Origin of the sequence: Mucilaginibacter sp., from assembly GCF_036383575.1 — a bacterium.
Lineage (GTDB): Bacteria > Bacteroidota > Bacteroidia > Sphingobacteriales > Sphingobacteriaceae > Mucilaginibacter.
In genome coordinates, this window is sequence record NZ_DASVOB010000658.1 from 1 (window position 1) to 3,753 (window position 3,753).

Genomic DNA, 3,753 nt, shown 5'->3' on the forward strand with positions numbered 1-3,753 from the left:
AGCTGCTAAGCAGGGGAGTTGATTTTGCTTTTGAAACAACACTTTCAACCCGGAGTTACGTTTCCTTAGTTAAAAGGGCTCAGCAAAGCGGATATGAAGTTACTTTATTGTTCTTTTGGCTAAGTTCTCCACAAATGGCAATCGAACGGGTAGCTAAACGAGTGAGCAGAGGCGGGCATAATATTCCTATCGATGTGATAGAACGGAGATATTATAGAGGAATAAGAAATTTGGTATATTTGTATATACCCATTTGTGATAAATGGTTGATAGCAAACAGCACCGATCTTGGACCTGTGTTTGTTGCGCAAAGTGCAGATGAACTTAAAACTAATATTATAACACCTGATATTTGGGAAACGATTTTATCACAAGCAAATGACAACAAAAACAAATAAAATGGATATTAACGAGTTTGCTGCAAAAGTGCTTGAAGGCATGAAAAGGGCAAACCGTAAACTGGTTGAAGCAGCTGCTGCCAACAACGAAAGTCTCATCATTGGTGATAAAGATGGTAGCTTCAAGGCTGTACCCGCTAAGGAGCTTTTGAAAACACTTCCTGCCAAATAATCCGTCGTAAAAGACGAAACTATAACTCCTTCCGCATTACATAATCATTCATCCAATATTTGCCAATAGCAATATCCTCTTCATAGGCTATGCTAAATCCCATCTTTTCATAAAACGACTTAGCATTATTGTACCTGTTCACGTTAAGTTCAAGCGCTTGCTTGCCGGCATCTTTTGTTTTTCGAGCCACCTCATTGATCAGGACCTTTCCATAGCCTTTGCCCTGGGTTTCGGGCAGGCAATATAGCTTATGCAGTTTATAGATCTCCTGATTTTCCTCGCGGGGAGAATAAGCGGCAAACGCCACCGGTTTACTATCCTCCTCCAGCAATATATAAGTTTGTAGATTTTCCTTAACCTGTTTGGTTATTTTATCTGCCGAATAGATCTCGCCCAGCATAAAGGCTATTTGTTCGTGTTCAAGAATGGGGCCATAGGTTACCCACCATGTTTTATCGGCAATATCCCGGATGGTTTCCACATCATTTGCTGTGGCTGTACGTATTGTATACATCTATAAATTAAATTTCGTGTTAATAATGATACACTATTTAGCCAAAAGTCGTACGTCGTTAGTTCGAAGTCCAAAACGGACTTCCGACTTTATACTAACTTCTTTCTTCCCAGATCATGCACAGGTGCAAAATAGTTTCAACGGCTTTTTGCATATCCTGTATCGACACCCATTCATGCCTGCTGTGAAACGCATGTTCACCTGCAAAAATGTTAGGGCAGGGCAGTCCCATGAACGAAAGTCTTGAGCCATCAGTCCCACCACGAATGCTGCACAATTTGGCGGTTAAGCCAGTACGGTTAATAGCCTCCATGGCATAATCAACAATTTGCGGGTGCTGATCAAGCACGCCCTTCATATTACGGTATTGCTGGCTCACGGCAATATCAAACGTTGAACCTGGAAACTTCTTTAATACCTCACGGGCCGTTTGGCGGATTACCTCAACATGATTAGCAAGTTTGGCTTCGTCAAAATCACGGATGATAAAATCAATTGAGGCAGTTTCAACATGACCATCTATACCTACCGGATGTACAAAGCCCTGCATTCCTTCAGTATGCTCGGGCGAAAGCTCATCGGGCAGGGCTGCAATAATTTGCCCGGCAATTTTAATGGCACTTTCCATTTTACCTTTGGCAAATCCGGGGTGTGAACTTACCCCATTAATAGTAAGTCGTGCGCCATCTGCCGAAAAGGTTTCGTTCTCCATATTACCTGCGCTTTCGCCATCCATTGTATAGGCTGCAAAAGCACCTAATTTGGCAATATCCACATGGTCAACACCGTGACCAACTTCTTCATCGGGTGTAAACAGGATCCGGATATCGCCATGTTTAATTTCAGGATGATTTATAAGTTGGTAACAGGCATCCATAATTTCGGCTACGCCTGCTTTATTGTCTGCACCGAGCAGGGTTGTACCACTGGCGGTTATCACGTCATTACCTATTTGGTTTTTCAGGTCGGTGTATTCCGCCATGCGGATCACTTGTGTATTATCATCCGGGAGTATTAAATCCTGTCCCTGGTAGTTTTTGTGTACTATAGGCTTAACATCTTTTCCACTGCAATCGGGAGCGGTATCCATGTGTGAGCAAAAGCAGATCACCGGCATCTTTTTATCGGTATTTGACGGAATAGTAGCATAAACATAACCGTATTCATCCAAATGCGCATCGGTTACCCCCATAGCTAACAGTTCATCAACCAACAGCCGGCCAAGATCTTTTTGTTTTTCTGTTGACGGAAATGAAACCGAAGAGGGGTCTGATTGCGTATCAATGGTAACGTAGCGCAAAAAGCGTTCGGTTACAGTGAACTTAATGAATGAGCTGAAATTCATATAAAGCTTTTATATTAGAGGAAATTTAGGCGGCGGTTAATACCATCTCCAATTGTAAATATTGATAAAATTATACTTTGAAAAAATATTTTCTACTTTTTGTTTTGGTTTGTGCCTCGGTTATGGCAAAAGCCCAAAGTGGTTACAATTATTATGAATGGGGAGTTGGTTTCGGTGCCAATTATGCTCGTGGTTTCGACGATCTAAAAAAGCAAGTCTGGCACCCCGGCGGTACACTTAATTTAACATACAACTACAGTCCCTATGTACCTATAGCACTCGATTTTCATTTTGGTACAATTGAAGGCGGTGGCCTTACCCCCGCTACGGACGAATTTGGACGTAAATCAAAAAATAATTTTTTAGCGCTTGTTCTCCGTGCTGATTTGCAAATGGGTGAAATCATTGATTATGACAATAGCGGCGTCTTAAACGTACTTAAGAATTTTTACATAGGTACAGGCATCGGTGCAATCAAAAACAAGATGGCGTTTGTACAGCGTTCAAATCCGCCGGGATATGAAAACCACGGACCAGTTGGAGTAACAGAGGGTTTCCAGGGACAAGACAAGAGCATTAACCTCATGATCCCTCTGCGTCTTGGGTATGAATTTAAAATTTATGATGATTATGACCAGGTGGGCTATACCATAACCCTTGGCGTTCAGCACAGCTATGCTTTCGGGGAAGGACTTGATGGATACAATGACAACCCTCAAAAATTTAAAAACAACGCAACCGATCAGTTTGTTCAGTACAGCATTGGTTTCAAATATAATTTTGGCAATACGGTATCCTATACCAAACTGGTCAGAAACTTCAGGTAATGAACATAGAAGAGCTGCGTGATTATTGTTTGCAAAAGCCAGGTACTACCGAAGGTTTTCCTTTTGGCGAGGATACGCTGGTTTTTAAAATTGCCGAAAAAATATTTCTATTAACCGGCTTACAAACCGGCGACAGGTTCAATGTTAAATGCGACCCCGAATGGGCTGTTGAACTCCGTGAGCTCCACCCCGAAGTGCAGCCTGGCTACCATATGAATAAAAAAATGTGGAACACCGTGCAAATGAACGGTTCTCTTACCCGCAAACAACTGTGTGAAATGATAGACCATTCCTATAATGAAGTGGTTAAAAGCTTACCGAAGAAAGTGCAGGCGGAGATAGCTACGTTATAGGCAAAAATACATTATCCTCATGGGCTTATTCAGCTTTTTCGGTAAAAAGGATAACGGGCAATTTGTATCGGCAGAAGCGTTCGAGGAAAAATCGGCAATACAACTCAACATGCTACCCGTACTTATGGAAAAGCTCAGGGAGTT

6 protein-coding genes are annotated in these 3,753 nt (G+C 42.0%); 4 read left to right on the top strand and 2 right to left on the bottom strand.

All coding sequences use genetic code 11. The features are described 5' to 3' along the window. Both VF500_RS23100 and VF500_RS23105 read left to right on the top strand, forming a co-directional pair. Window positions 1–398 (top strand): zeta toxin family protein (locus VF500_RS23100; protein WP_330861936.1); only part of this gene is annotated, 398 nt, incomplete at its 5' end. Beyond that, a complete protein-coding gene (locus VF500_RS23105) occupies window positions 379–570 on the top strand; it encodes a hypothetical protein (protein WP_330861937.1) in 192 nt (63 codons plus the stop codon). The genes VF500_RS23100 and VF500_RS23105, both read left to right, overlap by 20 nt. A gap of 19 nt (window positions 571–589) precedes the next feature. Here VF500_RS23105 and VF500_RS23110 read toward each other — a convergent pair whose 3' ends face one another. Beyond that, window positions 590–1,084, bottom strand: coding sequence for a GNAT family N-acetyltransferase (locus tag VF500_RS23110; RefSeq protein WP_330861938.1), 495 nt, complete (start codon window positions 1,082–1,084; stop codon window positions 590–592). Between the two features lie 94 nt (window positions 1,085–1,178). Continuing rightward, the gene (gene pepT / locus VF500_RS23115; RefSeq protein WP_330861939.1) at window positions 1,179–2,429 is read right to left on the bottom strand and encodes a peptidase T; all 1,251 of its coding nucleotides are present in this window, start codon (window positions 2,427–2,429) and stop codon (window positions 1,179–1,181) included. A gap of 77 nt (window positions 2,430–2,506) precedes the next feature. Here pepT and VF500_RS23120 point away from each other — a divergent pair, with 77 nt between their 5' ends. Both VF500_RS23120 and VF500_RS23125 read left to right on the top strand, forming a co-directional pair. Continuing rightward, entirely contained in the window at window positions 2,507–3,256 is a 750-nt protein-coding gene (locus VF500_RS23120) for a hypothetical protein (protein ID WP_330861940.1), read from the top strand. Continuing rightward, the gene (locus tag VF500_RS23125) at window positions 3,256–3,609 is read left to right on the top strand and encodes an MmcQ/YjbR family DNA-binding protein (protein WP_330861941.1); all 354 of its coding nucleotides are present in this window, start codon (window positions 3,256–3,258) and stop codon (window positions 3,607–3,609) included. The genes VF500_RS23120 and VF500_RS23125 overlap by 1 nt, the downstream gene beginning before the upstream one ends. Window positions 3,610–3,753: the final 144 nt, after the last annotated feature.